General features: G+C 49.2%; 23 protein-coding genes. 13 read left to right on the top strand and 10 right to left on the bottom strand.

Going from position 1 to position 23,454, the window contains the following annotated elements:
- Positions 1–4: 4 nt before the first annotated feature.
- The 3 genes from FOE74_RS14330 (at position 5) to FOE74_RS14320 (ending at position 4,862) form a co-directional block, all read left to right on the top strand.
- Positions 5–2,227: a TonB-dependent receptor gene (locus tag FOE74_RS14330; RefSeq protein ID WP_149099318.1), complete on the top strand. Its 2,223-nt coding sequence runs from the start codon at positions 5–7 to the stop codon at positions 2,225–2,227.
- A gap of 173 nt (positions 2,228–2,400) precedes the next feature.
- Entirely contained in the window at positions 2,401–2,754 is a 354-nt protein-coding gene (locus tag FOE74_RS14325) for a heavy-metal-associated domain-containing protein (RefSeq protein ID WP_149099317.1), read from the top strand.
- Positions 2,755–2,987: 233 nt separating this feature from the next.
- Positions 2,988–4,862 carry a M1 family metallopeptidase gene (locus tag FOE74_RS14320; protein WP_149099316.1) on the top strand — a complete coding sequence of 625 codons (1,875 nt, stop codon included), beginning with the start codon at positions 2,988–2,990 and terminating at the stop codon, positions 4,860–4,862.
- An 88-nt stretch (positions 4,863–4,950) separates the two neighbouring features.
- Here the strand turns inward: FOE74_RS14320 and FOE74_RS14315 are convergent, their stop codons facing one another.
- The 10 genes from FOE74_RS14315 to FOE74_RS14270 form a co-directional block, all read right to left on the bottom strand.
- The gene (locus tag FOE74_RS14315; RefSeq protein WP_149099625.1) at positions 4,951–5,610 is read right to left on the bottom strand and encodes a fatty acid desaturase; all 660 of its coding nucleotides are present in this window, start codon (positions 5,608–5,610) and stop codon (positions 4,951–4,953) included.
- Positions 5,611–5,972: 362 nt separating this feature from the next.
- On the bottom strand, positions 5,973–6,818 hold the full coding sequence (locus tag FOE74_RS14310) for a 4-hydroxy-3-methylbut-2-enyl diphosphate reductase (RefSeq protein ID WP_149099315.1): 846 nt from the start codon (positions 6,816–6,818) through the stop codon (positions 5,973–5,975).
- A 452-nt stretch (positions 6,819–7,270) separates the two neighbouring features.
- On the bottom strand, positions 7,271–7,792 hold the full coding sequence (locus FOE74_RS14305) for a hypothetical protein (protein WP_149099314.1): 522 nt from the start codon (positions 7,790–7,792) through the stop codon (positions 7,271–7,273).
- Positions 7,793–7,800: 8 nt separating this feature from the next.
- A complete protein-coding gene (locus FOE74_RS14300) occupies positions 7,801–8,649 on the bottom strand; it encodes a phytoene/squalene synthase family protein (RefSeq protein WP_149099313.1) in 849 nt (282 codons plus the stop codon).
- A 7-nt stretch (positions 8,650–8,656) separates the two neighbouring features.
- Entirely contained in the window at positions 8,657–10,162 is a 1,506-nt protein-coding gene (locus tag FOE74_RS14295; protein WP_149099312.1) for a phytoene desaturase family protein, read from the bottom strand.
- Positions 10,163–10,310: 148 nt separating this feature from the next.
- Positions 10,311–10,826 (bottom strand): RNA polymerase sigma factor, encoded by a 516-nt coding sequence (locus tag FOE74_RS14290; protein ID WP_149099311.1) that lies wholly within the window; start codon positions 10,824–10,826, stop codon positions 10,311–10,313.
- A gap of 419 nt (positions 10,827–11,245) precedes the next feature.
- Positions 11,246–12,142 carry a MerR family transcriptional regulator gene (locus FOE74_RS14285; protein ID WP_149099310.1) on the bottom strand — a complete coding sequence of 299 codons (897 nt, stop codon included), beginning with the start codon at positions 12,140–12,142 and terminating at the stop codon, positions 11,246–11,248.
- A 29-nt stretch (positions 12,143–12,171) separates the two neighbouring features.
- On the bottom strand, positions 12,172–12,621 hold the full coding sequence (locus FOE74_RS14280; protein WP_149099309.1) for a sterol desaturase family protein: 450 nt from the start codon (positions 12,619–12,621) through the stop codon (positions 12,172–12,174).
- Positions 12,622–12,817: 196 nt separating this feature from the next.
- Entirely contained in the window at positions 12,818–13,630 is an 813-nt protein-coding gene (locus tag FOE74_RS14275) for an enoyl-CoA hydratase/isomerase family protein (RefSeq protein WP_149099308.1), read from the bottom strand.
- A 111-nt stretch (positions 13,631–13,741) separates the two neighbouring features.
- Entirely contained in the window at positions 13,742–14,938 is a 1,197-nt protein-coding gene (locus FOE74_RS14270) for an alpha/beta hydrolase (RefSeq protein ID WP_192576619.1), read from the bottom strand.
- A gap of 146 nt (positions 14,939–15,084) precedes the next feature.
- On the opposite strand from FOE74_RS14270, the gene trxA reads away from it, so the two are divergent.
- The 10 genes from trxA to FOE74_RS14220 all read left to right on the top strand — a co-directional run bounded on the left by trxA (position 15,085) and on the right by FOE74_RS14220 (position 23,399).
- Positions 15,085–15,444: a thioredoxin gene (trxA, locus tag FOE74_RS14265; protein ID WP_262713750.1), complete on the top strand. Its 360-nt coding sequence runs from the start codon at positions 15,085–15,087 to the stop codon at positions 15,442–15,444.
- Between the two features lie 524 nt (positions 15,445–15,968).
- The gene (locus FOE74_RS14260) at positions 15,969–16,484 is read left to right on the top strand and encodes a hypothetical protein (RefSeq protein WP_149099305.1); all 516 of its coding nucleotides are present in this window, start codon (positions 15,969–15,971) and stop codon (positions 16,482–16,484) included.
- A 95-nt stretch (positions 16,485–16,579) separates the two neighbouring features.
- Complete coding sequence (locus FOE74_RS14255; RefSeq protein ID WP_149099304.1) at positions 16,580–17,020, top strand: hypothetical protein; 441 nt, start codon at positions 16,580–16,582, stop codon at positions 17,018–17,020.
- 98 nt (positions 17,021–17,118) lie between these two features.
- Complete coding sequence (locus FOE74_RS14250; RefSeq protein ID WP_149099303.1) at positions 17,119–17,556, top strand: hypothetical protein; 438 nt, start codon at positions 17,119–17,121, stop codon at positions 17,554–17,556.
- A 94-nt stretch (positions 17,557–17,650) separates the two neighbouring features.
- Complete coding sequence (locus tag FOE74_RS14245) at positions 17,651–18,352, top strand: hypothetical protein (protein WP_149099302.1); 702 nt, start codon at positions 17,651–17,653, stop codon at positions 18,350–18,352.
- Between the two features lie 144 nt (positions 18,353–18,496).
- The gene (locus FOE74_RS14240; RefSeq protein WP_149099301.1) at positions 18,497–18,889 is read left to right on the top strand and encodes a hypothetical protein; all 393 of its coding nucleotides are present in this window, start codon (positions 18,497–18,499) and stop codon (positions 18,887–18,889) included.
- Between the two features lie 168 nt (positions 18,890–19,057).
- Entirely contained in the window at positions 19,058–19,270 is a 213-nt protein-coding gene (locus tag FOE74_RS21725; protein ID WP_149099300.1) for a PLDc N-terminal domain-containing protein, read from the top strand.
- Positions 19,271–19,417: 147 nt separating this feature from the next.
- Positions 19,418–20,005, top strand: a complete 588-nt coding sequence (locus FOE74_RS14230; protein ID WP_149099299.1) for a hypothetical protein — start codon at positions 19,418–19,420, stop codon at positions 20,003–20,005.
- A gap of 847 nt (positions 20,006–20,852) precedes the next feature.
- On the top strand, positions 20,853–21,086 hold the full coding sequence (locus tag FOE74_RS14225) for a hypothetical protein (RefSeq protein WP_149099298.1): 234 nt from the start codon (positions 20,853–20,855) through the stop codon (positions 21,084–21,086).
- A gap of 447 nt (positions 21,087–21,533) precedes the next feature.
- A complete protein-coding gene (locus FOE74_RS14220) occupies positions 21,534–23,399 on the top strand; it encodes a M61 family metallopeptidase (RefSeq protein ID WP_149099297.1) in 1,866 nt (621 codons plus the stop codon).
- Positions 23,400–23,454 lie beyond the last annotated feature (55 nt).

The raw sequence follows: 23,454 nt of genomic DNA, 5'->3' as shown, positions 1-23,454 counted from the left end.
ACCCATGTTATTCTCTAAACGTCAGGCGGTATTCGCGTTGACCTTATGGGGGCTCCTGCTTCCTTTTATAGGACAAGCCCAAGCCCTTGCTGGCCGCGTGGTAGACGCAGCCAACGCCACTCCTCTCATTGGCGCCTCCATTCTCTGGTTAGGCACCAGCCAGGCCACCAGCACAGATGCCAACGGCCATTTCACCCTGGCTCCGGCACCCAACGGCGAGACCGCCGTTTTGGTCTCCTACATTGGCTACAAATCAGATACCGTGCAGGTACAGGGCCGCGCCCATCTAGTAGTGCAATTGAAGCCTGTCACTTCTCTGCAGGAAGTCACCATCACGGGGCGGCAAGACCGCTATTCGGCGCTAACGCCTACCAACTCCCAGGTCATCACCGCCCAAGACTTAACCAAATCAGCCTGCTGCAACCTGGCGGAAAGCTTTGAAACGAACGCCTCCGTGGAGGTTTCTACCTCAGACGCGGTGTCAGGCGCAAAGCAGATCCAGATGCTGGGTTTAGATGGCGCCTATACCTTGATGACCACAGACAATGTTCCGGCCCTGCGTGGACTCGCTACCCCGTACCGCTTGAATTACTTGTCGGGTACTTATATAGACGCCATTGACATCATCAAGGGAACGGGCTCGGTACTGAATGGCTATGAGTCTATCTCAGGGCAGGTGAACGTGCGGCTGAAGGATCCAGAGAAATCAGACCGGCTGTACGTGAACCTCTACGGCAACAGCCTGGCCAAATGGGACGCCAACGTGAACACCTCCTTCACCCTCACCCCCAAACTGAGCACCGTGCTCATGCTGCACACTGACCAGCTCAGCAACCGCGTAGACGGCAACAATGACGGTTTCCTGGATTTGCCGCTGGGCAAGCACTACAACGTGTTCAACAAGTGGAAGTACAACACGGGCAAGCAGTGGGTGGCCGAGATTGGTATTCAGGCCCTGCGCGAAACCCGTTTGAGCGGGCAGGTTGGCTACCGCCCCGGCATGCCGCAACGGGAAGGCAGCCTCTACGGCATTGAGTCGGAGACGGACCGGTTCAGCGCCTTTTCCAAAACCTCCTACACCTTCAAAAACAGGCCGTACCAGAGCATCGGGCTGATCTTATCAGGTGCCCGTCATGACTTTGACTCGCACTACGGTCCCAGAACGTATGACGGCTACCAGAACAGCGGCCTGGCGAATCTGATCTTCCAGTCGGCGTTTGGAAATACTGCCCACACCTACAAAACCGGGCTAAGCTACCAGTACGAAGACTTTCAGGAAGACCTGGCCGGGCAACGCCTGAGCCGGAAGGAACGGGTGCCGGGGGCGTTTTTCGAGTACATTTACCAAAACAGCAAGAATCTGACTTTGGTGGGTGGGGTTCGAGCCGACCACCACAACCTGTATGGTTGGGTGTACACGCCCCGCTTCAACATGAAGTACGATTTCAACCCCAACTCCATCTTGCGCCTGGCCGCTGGAAAAGGGTTCAGGGTAGCCAACCCCATCGCTGAGAACGTGGCCTCGCTCATCAGCAACCGGGCGTTCTATTTCCAGAACAACCTGCAGCCGGAAAAAGCCTGGAACCTGGGGGGAAGCTTCACGCAGTACTTTGAGGTGGGCGAGCGCAAAGGAGCCTTCATCACGGATTACTACTACACCACCTTCCAGAACCAGATCGTGCCCGACATGTACAGCAGCCCGTACCAGGTAGCGTTCACGAACCTGAACGGGGAATCCTTCTCTAAAAGCTTCCAGGCCGAGCTGCAGTATGAGATCTCGTCTATGCTGGATGTGAAAGCGGCTTACAAATATTTTGATGTGCGCACCACCTATAATGGCCAACTGTTGCAGCGGCCGTTCATCCCCAACCACCGGGCGTTCCTGAACCTGGGGTTTGCCACGCCTTTTGACAAATGGCGCGCTGATTTGACCACCCAATGGTTCGGCAACCGCCTGGTTCCCGTGATGGAGCATGCCATGGATCAGCACAACGCGCCTATCAAAACGCGAACTGTTCACCCCTATGCGGTGTTCAATGGTCAGATCACGCGGGCATTCAAACGCTGGGAAGTGTACGTTGGTGGCGAGAACCTGCTGGATTATAAACAGAAAAACCCGATCATCGCCGCTGACCGCCCCTTTAGCCAGGACTTTGACGCCAGTATGGTGTGGGCGCCGGTCATTGGCCGCGTGATTTATGCAGGAATGCGTTTTACTATCAAATAGTGGAGTATTGCTGATTGTCCATTGCTGGTTGTCCATTTAAAAAGAAAAAAATCAACAACAGACAATCAACAATTAAAACCGTTTCTGGCCCGATTTTGGCAAAACAGCCAGTAATCCTTTCAAACTGAATTTAGTCTATAAACCTATAATCCTTAACCTCTTACTAAAACATCATGAAAACGCTTAAAATCTGGATGCTTTCTTTAATTCTTACTGGTCTGGCTTCTGTAAGCTTTGCCCAAGGCGGCAAGAAAGTCGAAGAAGTGAAATTCAAGACCTCTGCGGTGTGCGGTATGTGCAAAGCCACCCTGGAGAAAGGTCTGGCCTATGAGAAAGGCGTGAACAAAGCTACCCTGGATGTGAATTCAAAAGTCCTGACAGTGGCTTTCAATAGCGACAAAACCTCTGTGGAGAAACTGAAGAAAGCCGTGAATGACTTGGGCTATGACGCTGATGCTTCTCCTGCCACGCTCCGCGCCTATGACCGCCTGGATGCCTGCTGCAAGAAGGAGAACGGCAGCCACTAAGCTTCCTTTTCCCTAAAGTTTCAACAGGAAAGCCTGCTCAAATGAGCAGGCTTTCCTGTTTTCAGGTCTTACCCTTTTAAGGTTAGTTTTCCCGAAAACCTATTGAAAACGTGGTACCTTGGCAGCAGTTTTCCTCATAGCTTCCTGGGCTGGCACTTTTTCACAAAAAGGAAAATCGCCTTACCTTTAAGTATACCATCCATAGGTTGGCTTATCCACTTTCCGTTTGCTGCATGAGATTAATAACAACGCTTCTATGCCTGGCCTGGCTGACAGCCGCCGTTCCTGCTGTTGCCCAGCCCCAACTGCCCATGCCCCGTAACATTGCGGCTGCTTACCAGAAAGGCACCCGTAGCCCTGACGGCCTGCCCGGCAAAAACTACTGGCAGAACACGGCCGCCTACACCATCAAAGTCGATTTTGATCCATTTTCAAGAAAACTGTCCGGAACCGTAGATATTGACTACACCAACAACAGCCCAGACACGCTCAAGCAGATCGTGTTCAAACTCTACCCCAACCTGTACCAGAAAGGAGCCCCGCGGGCCAGCCGCATTGCCCCGCAAGACGTGAGCGAAGGAGTACAGATTGAGCGCCTCAGCGTGAACCAGGAACCGCAAGACGTAAAGAAACTGCGCATAGACGCTACCAACCTCACGCTTCGCATCAAACCTCTTCCGCCTAAGCAGAAAGCGCAGTTCTCTATTGCTTACCACTACTTCTTGAATGCCGGGTCGCACATGCGGACGGGGCAGGTAGACTCGCTCGGCTCGGCGTTTGTGGCGTATTTTTTCCCGCGCATTGCCGTGTATGATGACGTGGACGGCTGGAACCGCACGCCCTATTTGGGTCCGCAGGAGTTTTACAATGACTTCTGCTCGTTTACCACGGAAATCACGGTACCCAAGAATTTTGTGTTGTGGGCCACCGGCGACCTGAACAACGCCCAGGAGGTGCTCACCAAAAAATACGCCAAGCGCCTGGCCAACGCCGAGAAGAAAGACGCCATCATCGCCATCATTGACAGCACAGACCTGAAGCGCCGCGACATCACCGCCCAGAACGACCGCAACACCTGGAAATTCACCGCCCAGAACGTGGTGGACTTTGCCTTCGCCACGTCAGACCATTACCTCTGGAACGCCACCAGCCTGGTAGTGGACCCCAAGACCAAGCGCCGCACCCGGGTAGATGTGGCTTTCAGCCCCGTTCACCATGACTTTGTGGAGGTGATCCATTTCACGCGCAAAACGGTGGAAGCCATGAGCTACTCTTTCCCTAAATGGCCTTTCCCCTTCTCCCACCAGACCGTTTTTGATGGCCTGGACCAGATGGAATACCCCATGATGGCGAACGACAACCCCGTGACAACCCGCGAAGACGCCATCATGCTCACAGACCATGAGATCTTCCACGCCATGTTCCCCTTCTACATGGGCACCAATGAAACCAAGTACGGCTGGATGGACGAAGGCTGGGCTACCCTGGGTGAATGGATCATCTCCTCTATCATAGAGCCCAAGCTGGTAGATGACTACGGCGTGCAGCCTTATGCTCAACTGGCTTCCACTGAGGCTGACATGCCCACCATGACCTTGTCTACCCAACAAACCGGCACCCCTTTCTTCCTGAACTCCTACCCCAAGCCGGCCCTGGGCTATCTCTATGTGAAACAGATGCTGGGCGACGAACTCTTCACCAAGGCCCTGCACCACTACATTGGGCAGTGGAACGGCAAGCACCCCTTGCCCTGGGACTTCTTCAACGCCATGAATGCCGGCGCGGGCCGTGACCTCAACTGGTTCTGGAAGCGCTGGTTCTTTGACCCTGGCCACCCAGACCTCGCCATTGCCCACGTACAGCAACAAGCCGGCAACTTACAGGTCACCGTGGAAGCCAAAGGCACCAAACCCGTACCCATAGAACTAGTGGTTACCTACGCTGACAACACCACCTCCAAAATATTTCGGGATGTGTCTGTCTGGGAAGCCGGCAACACAACCTTGCAAGTGGAGTTCAAATCAGAGAAAACGGTGAGGAAACTGGAGCTGAAAGGAACCTATGTGCCAGACACCAACCCCAAGGATAATGTGTATGTGATGAAGTAAGGCACCAACAAAAATGGAAGGCCGGGCAGAGAAAGATGATTTCTTCTGCCCGGCCTTCTTTTTTTGTTTTTTTTCATGAAAGTAGCCCTTAAACGGTTTGCCGCCCTTTCACCAGCCGGTCTTTCTCTTGGTAGAGCTTCCACCAGGGCAGGTAAGGCTTGTCATGGTGCTCATAGTGATACCCAAAGAAATAGCAGCTCAGGAATGCCCATAGGTGGTTGCGGCCTTGGGTGGAGGATTTGTGCTTGTTGTCTGGGTCATGCTCCCCTTTATGCGGCAGATAGGTCCCGAAATAGAACAGCTGGAACGTGGCCAACACCGCTGGCGCCATCCAGAAGAGAATGATGTTCTCTTGGGGGAACCAGAGCTGCAGCAAGTGAAAGCTGCCGCCCATCAAGAGCAGCTGTACCACCGTAATGTACTGCCTGGCAAAGCTGAAGAACCACAGGAAGAAGTTTCCGCCGTGGTAGTCGGGGTCTTGGTCCGTGGCCACGTGGCGGTGATGCTGGTGGTGCTTGGGGTAAAGGCGCCCGTAGTAATTATAGGCAAACAACCCGGCGGTAAGGGTGCCAATGATCGTATTCAGCTTTTTATTTCCGGGGGCCACCACGCCGTGCATGGCATCATGGGCCGTGATAAACAAACCTGTGTACAGATGCATCATCACCAACACGCCCAGGTAAGTAATTGGAGAACTCCAGGAAACTGGCCAATGCAACAGAAACCACAGCACGCTCCCCCAGGCCATAAGAAGGGCGCAGGCGATAAGGATTCCGGTGTGCTTTTGCAAAAGGTGCTTCAAAACGAATCTTACTTTGTTCCTTTTACGAAGGTAATGTTGTTTCTGCTAACAATGCTTGTGAATGGCAACAACCACTGCTGTCAAGCTAAGGAGAGGCAGTTTCCATTAGCCTTGCTCAAGTACCTCGTTACCAGGCAACGAGGCTACATGACCGGGTATTCTGTAGCGACGTTACAGGGAAACGTCGTACGCATTCCTTCCTCCCCAGACAGTTTTGAAATTTCACTATTATGACGAAAGGCTAACAAACTGGCCCAAAAGCAAGCCTCTTTTCCAATTGCTGTTTAAACACCTGCTGCTTCCAATGATTAGAACGTCAACAAAGCATCACGTACCTCTTCCATGAGCCACATGGGCGTGGAGGTGGCGCCGCAGATGCCAATGGTGTTTCCCTCTTCAAACCAGGCAGGGTTCAGTTCCTCCACCATAGACACAAAGAAGGTATTGGGGTTGGTGTCTTTGCAGACCTGGTACAGCACCCGTCCGTTGGAAGATTTGGTACCAGAGACGAACACGATCTTATCATACTGCTGGGCGAAGCGCCGCAACTCCTTGTCGCGGTTAGACACCTGGCGGCAGATGGTATCATTGGCTGCCACGGAATACCCCCGCGTTTCCAGCTCGTTCTTGATGCGGTAGAAATTGTCGGTGCTTTTGGTGGTTTGGCTGTAGAGCGTGATGTTCTGGGGCAACTCATGGCGCAACAACTCGTCTAGGTTCTCAAACACGATCGCCTCATTATTGGTTTGGCCTAACAAGCCCAGAACTTCGGCATGGCCGTGTTTCCCGTAAATGAAAATCTGGTCTTTTTTGTCGAAGGAGGTCTTGATGCGGTTCTGGAGTTTGAGCACCACGGGGCAGGAGGCATCTACCAAGGTGAGGTTGTTCTGCAGCGCCGTCTGGTAGGTAGAGGGTGGCTCGCCATGGGCCCGTATGAGCACGCATTCATCACGAAGGCTTTGTAACGTCTCATAGTTGATGATCCGCAGCCCCTTTTTCTGCAACCGCTCCACCTCCACATCATTGTGCACAATATCACCCAGGCAGTACAGGTAGCCCTGTTCTTCCAGCAGGTCTTCGGCCATCTGAATGGCATAGATCACCCCAAAGCAAAAGCCTGAATTTGAATCAATATGTACCTGTAGCTGACGCATATCTGTTTAACCAATTCCCTTCCCAGATTGTTTGTGCCTGCCTGAATTTTTGGTGGTAATCCCATTTTGCAGGGTGGCTGCCTTTCTTCTCAGATACTGGAGCCCGTAGTGTAGAGCCTGTGGATTGGTGGACACCGCGAAAAGGAGCAGCTTCTCTGCCGCTCCCATTTTTCTTTGGTTGCCTTAAATTAAACAAATTAAAGAACACCTTGCACCTTTCTCCCGAAAATTCATTCTTTATGGAAGAAGTCCAAGTGCGGATTCATACTTGAAACTTTGTCAAGCAACAAAAAGCATCAAGCCAAGAGGTAGAAAAGCTTTTTAGTGAATGGTTTTTTTGCTTTAGTACAAAAGCGCCACCTCCTAACCCTCTATGCTATTTTCATGGTTAAGAAATTGAGGCAAGCACAAAGGGCCTAGGTAGTAAATGAAACTGTTAATGCGTTGAGCCCTTACAGGTTGATTTTCTCCATTTGTTGTTGTTCCTGCTTGGTGAGCAGATCTTTGCGTACCAGGAAATCACGCATGATCTTAACGGTTTCAGAAGAGATTCCAGAACGGGGATGCCGCATGATGGCGGCCATGAACACCTTCTTGTCCTCTGCCAGGTTGTTGCTCATGTTCAGGTAGCGCGGTATGTAGTTCTCAATGGAAAAACGCAGGAATCGCACCTCAGGGTCATGTTTATCAAGGGCCACGGCTTCTTCAAAGATCTGCGATGATTGCCGCAGGTACTTCATCTTGGCGTAGGGGCTCCAGACATGTTTGGCCATAATGGCGTGCGAAACCGCCTTATAACCTAGCTTCAGAGGATCCCTGCCCTGGTAATTGTCCATGAGGGTGATGAACTTCCTGGCAATGCCCTCATCTTTGGTGGCCGTCTGGTAATAGGCAAGCAAAGAGGAATGGGCATAAGGGTCGGCTTTCTGCTGAAGGGCCACCAGAAAGAGACACAAAGAAAGAAGAGAGGCCATTGACTGCATTAGATCGTATTAAACTGGTATCTAATATACGAACTTAGCAGTAAAGCCAGCTTCGTATTATCAGGCACTCTTACGCGTTCTACCAAAATTTGGGCAGCAGGAAGTTGCTTAATTTTCTTAAAAAGCTTTAAATAATAGATATACGCCAGATAAACGCCCATTCTGGCACCTCTGGGCAGAGCAAGGATTCCTTGGTAGGCCTTGTCAAAATCCTGTTGGATATTGGCCTCTATCTCTTCTTTGTCCTGGTTGCAGAACGACCTAAAATCCACCTCAGGGAAATACACCCGGCCCCGGTCCTGGAAATCGCTCTGGATATCGCGCAGGAAATTCACTTTCTGGAAAGCCGCTCCCAGGGCGCAGGCCGCCGGTTGAAGACGGTCAAACATGGCTTGGTCCCCTTCGCAGAAAACGCGCAGGCACATGAGGCCCACTACCTCGGCAGAGCCATAGATATACTCGTCATACAGGTCACAGTTGTAGCGCTGGTCCAGCAGGTCCATCTCCATGCTGTGCAGAAAGGCATCAATAAAGGCCACGTCTATTTGGTACCGGTGCACTACCATCTGGAACGCGTGCAAAACCGGATTCAGGCTTATCTTTTCCTCAAGCGCCCGGTAAGTCTCCTGCTTGAACCTTTCTAACAGCCCCGCCCGGTCATGGGCGTGGAAGGTGTCCACGATCTCATCCGCGAACCGCACAAACCCATAAATGGCGTAGATGGACTCATGGAACCGAGGGTGTAGTGTTCTGATCCCCAAGGTGAAGGACGTGCTGTAGCGCTGGGTGATCAGCTTGCTGCATTCCAAGGTGGTGGCATCAAAAAGGGCCTTGGGCGAGGATATCATAATGTCATCAGATTAAAGTGGGTTCCTGCAAGGCAAATTCCTTCATGACCTCTGCGGCCACCACCTGCCCCGAGATGAGCGACGGTGGCACCCCGGGGCCTGGCACGGTGAGTTGGCCTGTGTAAAACAGGTTGTGTACTTTCTTGCTCTTTAGGCTGGGCTTGAGCACGGCCGTCTGCAGCAGGGTATTGGCCAAGCCGTAGGCGTTGCCTTTGAAGGCGTGGTAATCTTTGATAAAGTCCTGATGGGCGTAGGTGCGTTTATAAAGCACGTGGCTCCTGATTTCCTGCCCTGTGATCTTCTCCAGGCGCGTCATGACCATCTGGTAGTATTTTTCCCGCACTTCCGGAGTGTCCTGTAAATCCGGGGCTACCGGAATCAGGATGAACAGGTTCTCCTTCCCTTCGGGGGCCACAGAGGGATCTGTCTTGGAGGGCACCGACACGTAAAACAACGGATTCTTGGGCCAGGCCGGGTGCGTGTAGATCTCATGGGCATGGGGCCCGAAGTCTTCGTCAAAGAACAGATTGTGGTGGCGCAGGCCATCCAGCTTCTTGTCTACGCCCAGGTAAAAAATAAGCGACGAGGGCGCCATGACCCGGGAATCCCAATATTTGTCTGAGTAACTGCGAGCCTCCTGGGGCAGCAGATTCGTTTCCAAATGGTGGTAGTCTGAACCGCCAATAACCACTTCTGCCTCATACTGGCCTTTGGCGGTGATCACCCGGGTGATGCGCCCGTTAAGGACCTCCAGGCGCTCCACTTCCTCGCCTAACCGCAACTCTACCCCTTGTTCTTTCGCCAGCGCCACCATGGCCTCCACTATTTTGTGCATGCCGCCCATGGGGTACCAGGTCCCCAGGGCCATGTCTGCGTAGTTCATGAGGCTGTACAAGGCGGGCGTGTTCTGGGGCAAGGCACCTAAAAAAAGGATAGGAAACTCCATGAGCTGGATAAGCCGGGGGTGCTGGAAGAATTTGCGCACGTGCTTGTGCATGGATTGAAACACATCTAGCCGTAGCACGTCCAGCAGCAACTTCACATCAAAAAACTCCGTGAGCGACCGGCTGGGCTTGTACACCAGATTATTGATGCCTACCTCGTACTTATAAGCGGCCTGCTTGAGGAAGGTGCGCAATTTAACGGCCGAGCCAGGCTCAAGCGATTCAAAAAGCGCCTCCAGGGCCGGCATGGCCGCGGGTAGTTCCATCACATCACCCGGCCCGTACAGCACCTGGTACGAGGGGTCTAGCCGCACCAACTGGTAATAGTCAGCGGTGGTTTTCCCGAACTTCTTGAAAAACTGCTCAAAAACGTCGGGCATCCAATACCAGCTGGGGCCCATGTCAAACGTGAAGCCCAAGGCATGGAACACGCGGGCGCGTCCGCCGGCCCCTTCATTTTTCTCCAAGAGCGTAACTGCATACCCGGCCTGGGCTAGATTAGCCGCGGCCGCCAATCCGGCAAAGCCGGCCCCTATGACAATTACTTTCTTCTTGGCAAGGTCGTGCATATATAGGATGGAGTAGTACGATGGCGTCTGATTAGGAAACCTGTGAAAGATAAATTTACCTTTTACAGTAACAAGATACATTATTTCTAGGGCAGTATACCACTAAAGCCTTCTTAAAGATGCCTGCAAAAGGAAAACAGGCCCTTTGTCAGTCGGCGTATGCGTACCCTTTCAGGTCTTGCTTGAGTTCTTTGCGGGCCAGGTGGATCCGGTTTTTGACGGTACCAATGGGCAGCTGCAGTTTGTCAGAGATCTCCAGGTACTTGTAGCCTACATAGTACATCATGAAAGGGGTGCGCAGGTCATCAGGCAGTTTGTCAATGGCGGCATAGATGTCATTGAGGGCAAATTCACCGGAGGCTCCGTTCGCCGAAACCATACGGGCATCTGCCGGATGGCTCTGGATGTAGTCAGTGGTATCTACGGAGCTGGACCGTTTGGTGATTTTATTGTAATGGTTGATAAACGTGTTGCGCATGATGGTATACAACCAAGCCTTCAGGTTGGTGCCAGGCTTGAACTTGTCCCGGTTCACGAAGGCTTTGAGGAGGGTTTCCTGCACTAAATCCTTCGCATCATCACTATCACGGGTCAGGTTGTACGCAGCTGGACGGAGGGTGGGCGCCATGCGCTCTACAACGGAAGTAAAATCTAGTGCTGTCATTTGTTTAATGTTAAATATCAAACGCTAAACAATATTACGAATCAAAAGGAAGAATGGCTAATGTATGTTTAAGTATTTTTTATTTTATTTAAACAAAATACCTAACAAACGCCTTCCTTCGCTTCTACCCTAAAATTCCTCAGGTTTAAGATAGCAAACAAAGGCAAAAAGGTGCAGGCCTCTCCCGCTGGCCAAAGCAAGAAAGTCTACCTCCCTCGCATGCATCCTGTAGGAAAGCAAAAGGGAGGAAAGGGAAGGGCACACGGGAGTGAGGGCAGGAACAACACCTTCCTTTTGGCTTTCTTTTTCTAAAAACAGACAGAAAACCATCTCTGAGAAAAAAGTTGAAATGGCAGGCCAAGGCGTCCCTTAGGTGGGCAGCGAGCTATAAATGACGGAAAAGAAACCGGAGCCTTACCTCACGCAGGCGTCAGGGCCGCGGAAGCTAACCATTGCTCAAAACTTTCCAGGGTTTTGAAATAGGTGACCCTGGCGGGAAGTTCCGCCAAAAAGGGCTGTAAAATATACCCGCTTACCAGCAGCTGGGTGAAAGGAACCTCCTGCAGCAATTGATCAAGGTAGGCCTCTATCTGGTCACGGGGCGGGGAAGTGGTAAAGACCGAACAAAGATACTCTGGGCGGAACTGATGGGCCGCCTTGATCAGGTCTTCCAGGGGCAGATGCTGGCCCAGGTACAAGGTATGAAAACCCATGGCCCTGAACTGGAAATGGCTGTAGAGCAGGGACAGTTCATGCAACTCGCCTTCTGGCAGGTACAAGAGTACTTTGGGGGCTTCTGGCAAACGGTTGAGGCGCTGGCCATCTATGGCCACCAGCATCTTCTGCCTGATCAATTGACTGATGAAGTGCTCATGGGCCGGGGTGATGTTGTCTGTCTGCCACAAGAGCCCAATCTTGTCCAGGAAAGGATACACCACCTGCTGCACAGAACCCGGAAAGCCCAACTGCAGCACGGCCCTGCCCAAAACCCGCTCAAACAGGATCTCGTCTAACCCCACCATGGCGGCCACCAGTTGGCTGATCAGCTGCTCCTGCCCCAGTTCTTTCTCCGTGACCTTCAGCACCTCCTGGGCTATCTGGGCGGGAGTGAGTAGGGCTATCTTGGAGATCTTGTAGCCCTCCTGGTACAGCAGGGCCACGTTGAGCAGGCACTTCAGGTCACTGTCATCATAGTACCTGATGTTGGTAGAGGTCCGCTTGGGAACCAGCAGTTGATACCGCTGCTCCCAGATACGAAGTGTATGGGCTTTTATTCCAGACAAATGCTCTAACTCTTTAATAGAGTAATGCGCCACGGCAGAGAGATTAGAAACGAAACATAAAGTTAACGCTTCCGGGCGACACGAAAGAATTTAGGATGGACCCAAAGCATACCAAATGACTCTGAGCCGTCTTTTCCCTTGGTTTTATGGTGTACTTTGTGCGCAATGTCTAAGGCCTTGAGGTAAGTGCTTCTGGTTTTCCCAAACAGTTTCACCCGCCTGTGGATAAACAGATCATGCACCAGGAAATACGCCGCCCCATACAGAGAGATGCCTACCCCTATCCAGAACCGGTAGTCCAGCGTCTCTGTGCCATAAATGAAGCACAAGGCGGCAATAACCCCATAAAAGACAAACGAGACATCATTGAGCTCAAAGAGATGGTTGTGCCTGGTATGGTGCGACTTGTGGATGTTCCACAAGACCCCATGCAACACATACTTATGGACGGCCCATGCCACCAACTCCATGGAAACAAAGGTTCCTAATACTATCGCCGCATTCGTCAGCATATTCTCTCAACCAGCAGGTGGGTCTTTTGTTTAAAATATCTGTCTTTAGGAACGAAGGAGCATATAATTACCTGAAAAGACACCTTAAATGTAGAAAACTGCCGCTGCCCTGGCTACTTTTCAGGCCTGCTTTTTTTAAACCAAGGCAAAACCGCTCTTTCCATGGAGCTTGACTAAGGGAGACTGGCGGCTCTTTCTACCACAGAATGGGTTCATTCTTCAAGAATGCCTCAATGCCCGTCTGGCTATCATCGGTGGCCCGGGCCAGGGCGTTGCGCTCGGCAGCGTAATCCAAGGCCTCTTTCAGGGGGAGTTCCTGCAGAAGGGCGAACAGTTCTTTGGTGCCTTCCATGGCCTGGGCCGAATTCTGTACGCAGAGCCGCTGCGCCAACTCCTGCACCCGCGCCTCCAGCTGGTTTTCTGCCACCACCTCATTCACCAGCCCATAGGCTTTGGCTTTCTCCGCGGAGATAAGGTCACCGGTCAGAAGCAATTCCTTCGCCCTGGCCTCCCCTATCCTTTTAAGCAGGAATACCTTGACAATGGCGGGCAGGAAGCCGAACTTCACTTCGGTGTAGCCAAACCGGGCCGCCTCCACGGTGAAGGTGAAGTCACAGACCGTGGCCAAAGCGCAGCCACCGGCAATGGCGTGGCCCTGCACCTGGGCAATCACTACTTTTTTAAGGGTATATATCTGGTAGAGGAGGTGCAGGAACAGGGTAGAATCTTCCAGGTTCTCCTGGTAGTTGTTGTGCTGCATCTGCTGCAGATATCTAAGGTCGGCGCCCGCGCAGAACACCGGGCCGGTGGCCCTGAGCACAATGACTTTGCAGTTCTCATCGTCTTCAGCATAGTCAAAGGCTTGGTTCAGCTCCTTTACCACCACATCACTGAGGGCATTGCGTTTCTCGGGCCGGTTCAAGGTGATGTAGCCTACCCGGTCTTGACAGTGGTAGCTGATGTAGGTAAGCAAAAGGGTTTCTGCGGATGGCGTAGACGTATGTTCCATGCCTCTTTTTACGAAACCGCCCGTGAAAGGTAGGAAAATTTTATACCGCCTACCCCGCAAAAAAGCCGGGACTCTCTACGGGGCCGGGCTTTACTGTCGTATTTTTCCTGGTTACTTACTGCGGAAGCCTTCCATCCAGGGGATCAGATCCTTGATCATGGGCTCCAGGCTGCTGCCGTGGCCCCCGCCAGGAATGGAAACAAATTTGAGGTTGGGCGCATTGGCCGCTTTCATGGCCTCATAAGTACTTTGCGACGTGAAGAAAGGCACCATGATGTCTGCGGTACCGTGGTACAACCGGGTAGGGCTTTTAGGCACCCAGTTCTTCAGGCTGTTTTTCTTCAAGGCCGCTTTCAACGCCTGTTCTCCGTTGCCACGCAAGGCCGCTAAGAAAGTAGTATTGAACAGCTTTTCTGGGTCTTTGGCCAAGGCACTGTTGATGGAAGAACTGGTGCGGGTACCGTCAATCAGTTCCTGGATGCGGGTGGCGTACGGCTGCTGGAAGAAATCAGTCAAAGGCCGGTTCCAGTTGTAGGTCTTGTTGTAGGCCTGGAGGATAAAAGCCAGGTTGGCCGGGTATTCATAGGGTTCCCCGCCTATGATCCGGGTCAGCATTCCTTCCAGGTCATACCCTCCCGCGCCGGCGCCGGAAGCCGTTACGGTTAACCCATGGCCCGGATGCTCTTCAATCTCCTTCTGCGCCGCCAGCGTCACATACCCTCCTTCTGAATAGCCAGCCAGGAACAATTCACCCGACAAGGCCAGCTTGTTCTTTTGGAAGAAAGATTTCCCGGCCTTGATCATGTCCACGACGGCGGTACCAGAATGCTCTACATCATAGTATGGGTGCAGGATCTGCTTGGAAACCCCGTAACCTATAAAGTCGGGCACCAGGGTTAGGTACCCGGCAGCGCCGAAGGGTTCAAAACCCGTGAGGGAGTTTATCTGGAAATTACTGGGTGCGTACTTTTGGTCAAAGGTAGTGCCGTGGTGGGCACTGAGGATAGCCGCCGGGGCCGTCAGATTCAAGGGCACTACCATCAAGCCTGAGGCCTGGATCTCTTTCCCATTGTAGTTGGTGAGGTACACCAGGCGGTACACATCCACGTTGTACTTGATCAAAGCCGCCAACTCCGGGCGGCCGTTGGAGACGGCGATCTCCTTCAATCCGGCGGCTGGAATGGTGGTAAGTTTTTCAGCGGAGACCAACAGGTCTTTCTGGACTTCCTGCACCGGTTTCTCTTCTAACACCACCGTGTCTTTGCAAGAGGCAAACCAGCAGGAGCCAGCCAATAATATAGAAAACAAGGTTATTTTCACAGGAATCAAAAAGTTGTGTTTGTCTATCTGACAAGGATAAGCGGTAAGGTAAAGTTCCAAGGATCTGGCTACAAAAGGCCCATTTTTGAGTCTAAGACCACTTTTGTGTTTTCTGCCTAAAACTGGCTTTTCCCATCAAAAACAGCCTTTTTGCGTATACTTGCAGGAACCACTTTGAAACGACCATGGCCAAGAAATCTTTCCAGGAAATCATCAACAGTCCGGGCATGCCAGTGCTGGTAGACTTTTACGCCGATTGGTGTGGCCCCTGCAAAACCATGTCGCCAATCCTGCAACAGGTGGCGCGGCAGTACGAGGGCAAACTGAGGGTGATCAAGATTGACGTGGACAAGAACCCAGCGGTGGCCCAGCAGTACCGGGTACAGGGAATTCCAACGCTCCTGTTGTTCCACCAGGGCAAGCAGCTCTGGCGGCAGTCTGGCGTGGTACCCGCCCACCAACTCAGCCAGGTAGTGCAACAGCATCTGCCGTAACCTTGACTGTTTAGCACCTGTTTTGCCAGAAATGGGTGCTAAACAGGTTTTGCTTCAATAGGAAGGTTATTCTTATTTTGCTTCTATCCCTAAACCCTAATGGTTTAGGGATTACTTTTTTAAAGAAGTATGTAAAAGCGCAGGACTACATTCCTACCTGTTACTTCTATGGTTCTTTTGCGCTTCTTCAAACCTACATAATGCCCGCAGGCACCATCACACTGTAGGGTTTTCTGTTATTACCACACTCCCTGTTATTTATTCTACCTTCTCTCTTTAAGCGGACACCTGTTTTCAGGGTCTTTTCTAAAAGTAGGCCAAAAAATAGTGCCTATTCCTTTTTTACGTTTAGTTGTACCATATGAAACACAGCTTTAGTTGACTAATAGTTAAATACCACTATATTAGACGCCTGTGCAGTTCTTAGTGCCAAATTAAAGTTTGACTATAAGTATCACATCTCCACATATAGTGCAGATAAGCGTAGGTTTACTCTTATCCAGTAGTTGGCACACATGCTAAAAATGAAAGAGAAAATTAAGGATATAAATCAAGGTGACCTTTTAACATTTAGAGCTGCTGACGGGCGGTATAAAGTACTCCTATGTACAAGCACCTATAAAGATAAAAGTCCTCAAAATTATACTTTTGCCGCTCTGACAGTTGACGAGCAGGAAAAACCTACAAAACATAGAGTAATCGAAGGCGGATTTTACGGTGTTGGCAACAGAAAGGACGATTACTTCAAATACTCTGATAGAGAACTAGAACGGATGTGGTCTGTTCATCCTGAAGTCAAACCATACTACATTGGTTCTTATGGACTGACTATTTGGAGAAAAGACTTTATGCGTTTCCAGGAGAACTTCGAAATAATTGGAAACCTAGAAATAGTCAACAATCTAGATAAAAACGGAAACGGGAGCATGAACGCAAGCGACTGGGATTTTTTAAGAGACTTCTTTAATGGAGAATATCATCATTTGCTTCTTAATAGAGGACAGAAGCTTTTTAGAATAGAATCTATTATCAAGCATTAAAAAGCACGATGTGCCAACAACGTGTAAACGCCAGCTTCGTCCGACGGCCTCGCCGCCGTTTACACAAGTACGTTAGGTCAAATGAGAAAAAATCAATGAAGTATAGCTTTAACACTGGGCTTAGTAGACTAGAACTTCACGATTCTTCTATTGAAAAGTTGGAAAGGGTTGGAACTGATGTTGTCATTGACTTTGATTGGGCCAAGCTAGCCGACTTTGCTGAAATGAACTTGGGCCCGCTTATCCTTGGAACATCCCGAATCGTGTTAAAAAATGTAAAATCGGAGAAATATACTGAGGAAATAACAGAAGGGATTATCTCTGAAATCAGCATCCCTGACGATTTCTTAGCCTATTTTGAAACGATAGGGGAAAACAAAAGCACCAGCGATAACTATATAAGAATAAGCGGGGTTTACACGAAGTTACCTGATTACAGCTGGATTAACTTGGAATTTGAATTTAAAAGCTTTGAATTCACTTGGGATAACCACGTGACGAATGAGGAGTGGCTTCAAGGAAAATTGCATGAATGAAAAATCAATTGACCTAACAACACCTAAACGTCAGCCACGGCCGACGGCCTCCCCGCCGCTTACACGAGATCGTTGGGCTTCATTATAATTAATAAAAAATGGAATTGTCAGAAGAAAATAAAAAGACATTGTTGCTCTCTGTTCATAAAGCTATCGAAGAATATGCAGGACACACAGCTAATCATCTTTTCCATAGCAGGACTAACAAGTTCATAAATTACCCATCAAACGGCGGACTAACAGAAGAAGAGAAAGTAGCCTTGGGCCAAATAAAAGAAAATGAAGTATTGAAATCAGCATTCAGGAAAGTGATTGCGAGCAACACTGCTGACGTCTTTTTCGATTTCTTCAATATACTTGACGGGACAGCCGACCCTGAAACAGGCAAGTGGAGCGAAGTTCTGTTAATTGACAAACCCGAGGATTTTGACGACCATCAAGAGTTTCTGCATGATTCCTTTTATGAGACTTACTGGGACTGGAAGGAAAAAAGAAAGAACAAAAATTGGTCTCTTGATTTGAATGAAGGAGAATAAAAATAACGTAGCCCAACAAAGTGCATAAGTCATGCTACGGCCGACGGCCTCGCACACTTTTTACACAAGTCCGTTGGCGGCAACTTCAAATAATATGCTAGAGGAAGCAAATTGGGTGGTTACCAAACATGACTTTAGGTCTGTCTTGAGGACTATAAAAGAATACTACCCAATTGAGAATCCTGATGGATTTGACGAGGAAAGCGTCCGCGGCTTTACAGGGGTGGAGAGGATGGAAGAGATTGTATATAACAATTTCTATATCCAGAAAAACTACAGGGAAAGATGGGGCGGATTTAGGAAGTTCCTAAAAAAGGGGATCAAGGAGCATTTCCGAGAGACAATGATTGCTTTTTACCCCTGTTATTCAGGGGTTGTCACCTTGAAGGCTGAGAAATTCCAAGAATACACGCTCAGGAAGGAAGTGCATATCTACATCAGCCTCCTTGGCCCTTACTACACCATCGTTGGGGTGGACAGGGCTGAGATGGAAAGTTTGGATGGGGCCTTCTCTGCGAATATGGCTTTGACCGTCTCTCCCTTCCTTGAGTTCGGAGTGGCATTTCTTAACCTTCAGGAGAAGATATCGGACTACTTCCCCGATTTCAAGTTTGTTCCCTATCGCATCGGCAAGAGGGAATTAAAGGGTATCTCATTGGTAAACCAGAGTCACCCTAAACAAGACACCGTATTCAGCGCCCTGTTCCGACCAGAGGATTTATATTACTCAAAGGTTCGGGGAGATGAGAGGTATGGGTACGACGACTGGAAGTTTATACAACAAAGTCGGCTTTAGAACAGGGGAAGCCAAGGAAATAGAAAACTCCTGAGATTTGAACTTATTAATAAAAAGAAGCTACCAACAACATTGAGCATGAGCCATGCTACAACCGACGGCCTTGCACGTTTTTATACTAGCCGTTGGCAGTAATTTATATTTATGGAATTCAAACCTCCTATAAGTGCCCGAGAGACAGACGATTTAATTAGGATAGCAAACTTTCCTGATAATTGGAACCCTTTGGCCGTTGAACAGGCAAAGAAAGAACTGTTGATAAGAAATGTTCCAATAGATTACGAGAATAAAAAAGTGGCAGTATTAAACCGTTATGACCAAAAGAGAAAGGAAATAGCTGCCAAGAGAAGAGCAAGGGAAGCTTTTGAATGGCATGATTTCATGTTCGACTTTCACCATGTGCTTCTTGAAATGCTCTGTGATTGGGATATGAAGAAAAACGGGTATATAACAAAGCATCGTCAAAGGAAATATACACTATCCATCATCTCACTCCTGATTTTGATAATTTATGTCTATTGGAATTTTATAAAATAACAACTGGGAACACTATAAATACGTCAGCCTCGGCCGAAGGCCTTGCACCTTCATACACTAAACCATCACATGTATATAGGAAATTCACGATCTAATGGTGCTTAGCAAATTATTAAATATTAAGTTGCTTTAATTTATACCTTTATCTCATTAAATATTTCAACAAACATGATGCTGTTCATTGGAAATCTAGGCCCTGGAGAATTACTTTTCTTAGCAATCCCCTTTCTATTATGGATTTGGGCACTATTAGATGTTTTAAAAAGCAATTTTAAAGATGGGGCTACTAAGATCGTGTGGGTTCTGGTGATAATTCTACTTCCCTTTCTAGGAGTCTTGCTATACTTGCTATTTGGAAGAAGCCAACGCGTGGTGATTTAATTTTACCTTTTACTCTTTGTTTAAAAGCGGATATCCTCTAAGAGAATGGAAGAGGTATGTAAATTCCTCAGTAAAAGAAATTGCTTCCTTAAATCCCACTCAGGCGAAACGATAGCCTAGTAAAGCGTAAACCAGAAAACCTTCACCATGACCAAAAAGGAATTCTTTAAGATAAGGCTCTATTTTACAGCAATTATTGCGGTATCTATTTGGTCACTTTTGGCCTGGAACCATTACCACGGCGGGGTCCCTAGTCACCACCTTGCGGCTAATAAGGATTTGCCGGCCATTTCAAATGGATGGGGTGCGTTAGTACTTCCCCTGTTAGCCTGGTTCCTCACCTATCGGATCCAAAGAAGAATTTTTGACAACCGAGAGGGAAGCCAAGACCCTAAAAAATACTTTCTACCAACCCTTGTTAGATTTGCAGGTGCCCTGCTGTTCGGGATTGCAATTTCTACCTGTTTTTCATTGGGGTATTCAGAGATAACGGATTACTTGGTGTTAGGGCTGCTTCCGTTGGCCCTCTTCTTTCCAATTTATAGGGCTGAGTGCTTATTAGGATTTGTGATGGCCATGACGGTTACTTTTGGGGCAATCCTCCCTACTGGATTCGGCCTTTTCCTGGTTTTAGTCAGTTTGGTGTTGTATCGCTACATCCGGCCAGTAATCAGGTATATCTTTTCAAAGCTTGCTCTCCTGGCCACCTCCAGCAAACACAAGCCGCAGCAATAAGGAAGAATAAACCTCCGGTTACAATTTCATTTTCATCAATGGCACTTTGCTCTATATGTTCAATAGGCAAGCAATTAGAAATAAATAAATAGAGAACCAAGGGAGATACTGGTGCAGTGATCCAAAACCAAATTATAAATATACAAACTTAGCTTTTACAGTTAAAAAATAATTGAATTATTGAAATTTATTCACCCTCTGTCTCAATTACATATACAACTACGTAACTAGTCATACTTTATAAACACATCACTATAAAAAAAATAATTTTTTTATTCTATGATCCTCCTGCTGAGTTTACTAGTTTATCCGATTACAGAGACTTTAAAATATGTCTTGTATTCATCGATTTTGTCGCACGTATCTGCTTATCACAAAAAACGCAATTTTGATTTACTGAACTTCATAAAAAAAACTTTAATCTATTCTTTGTTATGCAATATTCTATTATTCTGCCTTTTGTTCTATATAAATTTTTTCTACATGGATGGAAAACTAAAAACTAGTAATTATGCAGGTTGGCACCACCATATCAATAAGTATTCTTACTGCTTAATAACCATTTTATTTGCCTACCACTTCTTCAAGAAGTTTACTTCCAAACCAAAAAATTAAGATTGGTGATTAATTGAATGAGCCATAGACAAACTTCGACCTAAAACGTCCTAAAATGCCATTTACCTAGCATGAAATCAATCAGCAACTAGCTTGCTAAAAAATTCTCCATAATCACATATTTTAAAGCCTACCTTACTGGTTGCTCCTGATTATTCTACATCTCACTCCTTTTCTACGTAGATAGCAAAGTGAGTAACCAGTAGTTCTCCAAAACAAATTCTGCCCTAAGATGAGAAATAAGAAAGTCATTGACCTGGTATTAATACTGCTAACCTATGTGGTGGTTAAAGTGGTGAAGAAAGTGATCGGATTTAATTACAACCCATTTAAGGAAGGAATAATGACGGTTAACTTCTTGGTGGATGTGGCCATATGGGGAACGGTGTATGCCATCCTTTACTTCCTGTTTAAAATAATCAGAGCGAAAACAGGATGGGGCGCGGAAAGAGGAGAACACGTCTGAGAAGATGAAAACCATTGCCCTCCTACCCCAGCACCGGAGGATTTAGGCTTCGTGGAATAAGGCATTTTTCTAAAAAACAGCCTGTAAACCATGTTCACAACTACTATCAGACCCTTTCCAATTTTTCCGCCAATCTGCTTCCCAAGCATGCTGCTTCTAGGACCAGATGACTCGGTTAAATCCAAAGGCTTTCTGCCTAACCCATCTTGTTTTAGAGCCATTTTTAATAAAACAGAGCCAAAACAGTTTCCAAAGGGATTTTTATTCTGCCCCATCCGGTCTCGCCTTAACCACCACATACCGGTATCTGTAAGTTTCGCGCCTTTACCACGACAAATCCAGTGGAGAAAACCGATGAATTAGGGGCCGTTACCAGAGGATTCTTCCGGCAGTGACACCTAAACCCCATAACTTTCGTTTCCTTAGCATTCTCAGAAACCAAAACCTATGTTTAAAAAATCTCTGGCGGCCCTGGCGTTTGCCGCTCTCCTGCACTTCCCCCTGCTGGCGCAGAACAACGCTACTCCCACCTATCGCTTCTCCATTGACCTGGGTCAGGTGAAAGACGACAAACTGCAGGTAACGCTTATCACCCCAGACATAAAAGAAGACGAAGTACTGTACCAGATGCCTAAAATGGTGCCGGGTACCTATGCCGTCTATGATTTCGGGAAGTTTGTGTCAGAGTTCAATGCCTTTGACAAGAAAGGCAAGAAACTAAACGTGGAGCGCCTGGACCAGAACACCTGGAAAATCAAGAAAGCGAATAAACTGGCCCGCCTCACCTACCTGGTAGACGACACCTGGGACACGCCCAAGAAAGAAGACATTGTGTTTGAGCCCGCCGCCACAGACATTGAGGCCGGCAAGGTGTTCCTCATCAACACGCACGGGTTCTTCGGCTACTTTGCCAACAGAACCAAAGAGCCTTACCAGATCACGGTAAACAAACCAGAGGAATTCTACGGGGCCACCCCCTTGAGAGCCACCAGTTCTACCCCCACTTCAGACACCTATTTGCTGCAGAACTACAATGACCTGGTAGATGCTCCCATGCTCTACAGCCGTCCTGACACCGCCCTGCTCAAGGTAGGCAACGCTGATGTGCTGGTGGCCACCTATGCCGCCGGGGGCGGAGCGCGTTCCAAGAACCTCGCCCAAAGCATCAAGCCCATTCTGGAAGCCCAACGGGTGTACCTGGGTGGCACCTTGCCGGTAGACAAATACGCTTTTCTGGTCTACATTGACAACAAACCCAACCGCACCGGCTCATACGGGGCCCTGGAGCACTCCTACTCTTCGGTGTACTATTTCCCCGAGATGCCCCCGGCCATGCTGGCCGAACAAGTCCGGAACATCTCGGCGCACGAGTTCTTCCACATTGTCACGCCGCTGAACATTCACTCAGAGGAAATAGGCAACTTTGACTTCAGCAACCCCAAAATGTCAAAACATCTTTGGCTGTATGAGGGCGTGACCGAATATTTTGCCCACCATGTTCAGGTAAACCAGCGCCTTATTGAACTGCCTGAATTCCTGACTGAGACCCGCAACAAGATCATCGCCTCTAAACAACAATACAATGACGCCCTCGCGTTTACTGAACTGAGCCTGGGCGCCCTGGACAAGCACGAGAAGGAATACGGCAACGTGTACCAGAAAGGCGCCCTCATTGGCCTGGCCCTGGACATCAGGTTGCGCGAGCTTTCGGGGGGCAAGTACGGCCTCATCAACCTGATGAAAGACCTGAGCCAGACCTACGGCAAAGACAAGTCGTTCAAAGACGAGGAACTGTTTGACAAGATCACGGCCCTCACCTATCCTGAGGTGCGGGATTTCTTCCGGCGCTACGTGGAAGGCACCGAAGCCCTGCCCTACACCGAGCTGTTCAAGAAAGTGGGCATCACCTACCAACCCACCGGCACCCAGAAACGCATTTCGTTGGGCAAGCCCACGCTGGGCTATGACCAGGCCTCAGGGCACCTGATGGTGGCCAGCGTGGAGAACCTGAACGCCTTCGGGAAGCAGATGGGCTACAAAGCCGGGGACCAACTATGGCAAATCAACGGCGAAGACCTGAACCTGCGCAACGCCACCGACCTAATCAACAAACACGTAACCAATGCTTCAGAAGGCAGCCCGTTGGCCATCACGGTAGGCCGGAAAGACGCCAATGGTACCGTGCAACCCGTGGTGCTAAAGGCCCCCCTCACCGCCACTGATGAAACCGTTTCGCACCTGCTCACCGCAGACCCCAAAGCCACCCTAGAACAGGTAGCCCTGAGACAAGCCTGGCTCTATTCAGTCCTGTAAGGGCAACCTCTCTTTTTCCCAGATCCGTTTAGGGGGTGTTTCATCTAAAACAGTC

Origin of the sequence: Rufibacter glacialis, from assembly GCF_008271745.1 — a bacterium.
Classification (GTDB): Bacteria; Bacteroidota; Bacteroidia; order Cytophagales; family Hymenobacteraceae; genus Nibribacter; species Nibribacter glacialis.
Note: the sequence above shows the minus strand (reverse complement) of the source record. Positions and strands in the feature narration are given on the sequence as shown.

Bases quoted from the DNA above. Each gene is read 5' to 3' on its own strand.
- FOE74_RS14330 (WP_149099318.1), top strand. From the start codon at position 5: ATGTTATTCTCTAAACGTCAGGCGGTATTCGCGTTGACCTTATGGGGG.
- FOE74_RS14325 (WP_149099317.1), top strand. From the start codon at position 2,401: ATGAAAACGCTTAAAATCTGGATGCTTTCTTTAATTCTTACTGGTCTG.
- FOE74_RS14320 (WP_149099316.1), top strand. From the start codon at position 2,988: ATGAGATTAATAACAACGCTTCTATGCCTGGCCTGGCTGACAGCCGCC.
- FOE74_RS14315 (WP_149099625.1), bottom strand. From the start codon at position 5,610: ATGGCCTGGGGGAGCGTGCTGTGGTTTCTGTTGCATTGGCCAGTTTCC.
- FOE74_RS14310 (WP_149099315.1), bottom strand. From the start codon at position 6,818: ATGCGTCAGCTACAGGTACATATTGATTCAAATTCAGGCTTTTGCTTT.
- FOE74_RS14305 (WP_149099314.1), bottom strand. From the start codon at position 7,792: ATGGCCTCTCTTCTTTCTTTGTGTCTCTTTCTGGTGGCCCTTCAGCAG.
- FOE74_RS14300 (WP_149099313.1), bottom strand. From the start codon at position 8,649: ATGATATCCTCGCCCAAGGCCCTTTTTGATGCCACCACCTTGGAATGC.
- FOE74_RS14295 (WP_149099312.1), bottom strand. From the start codon at position 10,162: ATGCACGACCTTGCCAAGAAGAAAGTAATTGTCATAGGGGCCGGCTTT.
- FOE74_RS14290 (WP_149099311.1), bottom strand. From the start codon at position 10,826: ATGACAGCACTAGATTTTACTTCCGTTGTAGAGCGCATGGCGCCCACC.
- FOE74_RS14280 (WP_149099309.1), bottom strand. From the start codon at position 12,621: ATGCTGACGAATGCGGCGATAGTATTAGGAACCTTTGTTTCCATGGAG.
- FOE74_RS14275 (WP_149099308.1), bottom strand. From the start codon at position 13,630: ATGGAACATACGTCTACGCCATCCGCAGAAACCCTTTTGCTTACCTAC.
- FOE74_RS14260 (WP_149099305.1), top strand. From the start codon at position 15,969: ATGAAAGAGAAAATTAAGGATATAAATCAAGGTGACCTTTTAACATTT.
- FOE74_RS14255 (WP_149099304.1), top strand. From the start codon at position 16,580: ATGAAGTATAGCTTTAACACTGGGCTTAGTAGACTAGAACTTCACGAT.
- FOE74_RS14250 (WP_149099303.1), top strand. From the start codon at position 17,119: ATGGAATTGTCAGAAGAAAATAAAAAGACATTGTTGCTCTCTGTTCAT.
- FOE74_RS14245 (WP_149099302.1), top strand. From the start codon at position 17,651: ATGCTAGAGGAAGCAAATTGGGTGGTTACCAAACATGACTTTAGGTCT.
- FOE74_RS14240 (WP_149099301.1), top strand. From the start codon at position 18,497: ATGGAATTCAAACCTCCTATAAGTGCCCGAGAGACAGACGATTTAATT.
- FOE74_RS21725 (WP_149099300.1), top strand. From the start codon at position 19,058: ATGATGCTGTTCATTGGAAATCTAGGCCCTGGAGAATTACTTTTCTTA.
- FOE74_RS14230 (WP_149099299.1), top strand. From the start codon at position 19,418: ATGACCAAAAAGGAATTCTTTAAGATAAGGCTCTATTTTACAGCAATT.
- FOE74_RS14225 (WP_149099298.1), top strand. From the start codon at position 20,853: ATGAGAAATAAGAAAGTCATTGACCTGGTATTAATACTGCTAACCTAT.
- FOE74_RS14220 (WP_149099297.1), top strand. From the start codon at position 21,534: ATGTTTAAAAAATCTCTGGCGGCCCTGGCGTTTGCCGCTCTCCTGCAC.